Here is a 567-nt window from a genome sequence, read left to right on the forward strand (position 1 = left end):
CCCGCTCGCCGGGCCTGCTCCTGGCCGGCGGTGGTCATCGGGACGTCGGTGCGGCCGGTGTGGCGGCCGGTGCGCGACCACTCCGTCTCGCCGTGCCGGAGCAGGACGATGCGGGGGTCGGCGACGGTCATGGACTCGATGATGCCAGGGCCGTGAGGTGCCAGCGCTCGCCACCCGGCGTGAATTGCGCAAAGATCACAGCCGTGACAACTGTGCTCGCTGTGGCGAATCAAAAGGGTGGGGTCGCCAAGACGACCACGGTGGCGTCTCTGGGGGCGGCTTTGGCCGCGCTCGGACGCAAGGTGTTGGTGGTCGACCTCGACCCGCAGGGCTGCCTGACCTTCTCGTTGGGGCACAACCCCGACCGGTTGGAGTCGTCGGTGCACGACGTGCTGACCGGCGAGGTGTCCCTGCGTGAGGTGATCCTGCCGACCTCCGAAGGGCTGTCGCTGGCACCCGCGACCATCGACCTGGCCGGCGCGGAGGCGGTGCTGCTGATGCGCCCGGGGCGTGAGTTCGCGCTCAAGCGCGCCATCGCGACGCTGGACGGCGATTTCGACACCGTGC

General features: G+C 70.2%; 2 protein-coding genes. One reads left to right on the forward strand and one right to left on the reverse strand.

What is annotated here, in order from left to right; all coding sequences use genetic code 11:
- Window positions 1-131, reverse strand: a 131-nt coding sequence (locus tag AC1DQC_RS20125; protein WP_477052994.1) for a histidine phosphatase family protein, incomplete at its 3' end; no start/stop codon positions are given.
- A gap of 72 nt (window positions 132-203) precedes the next feature.
- On the opposite strand from AC1DQC_RS20125, the gene AC1DQC_RS20130 reads away from it, so the two are divergent.
- Window positions 204-567, forward strand: a 364-nt coding sequence (locus AC1DQC_RS20130) for a ParA family protein (RefSeq protein ID WP_477052993.1), incomplete at its 3' end; no start/stop codon positions are given.

This window comes from Cellulomonas sp. P4_H12 (assembly GCF_056400905.1).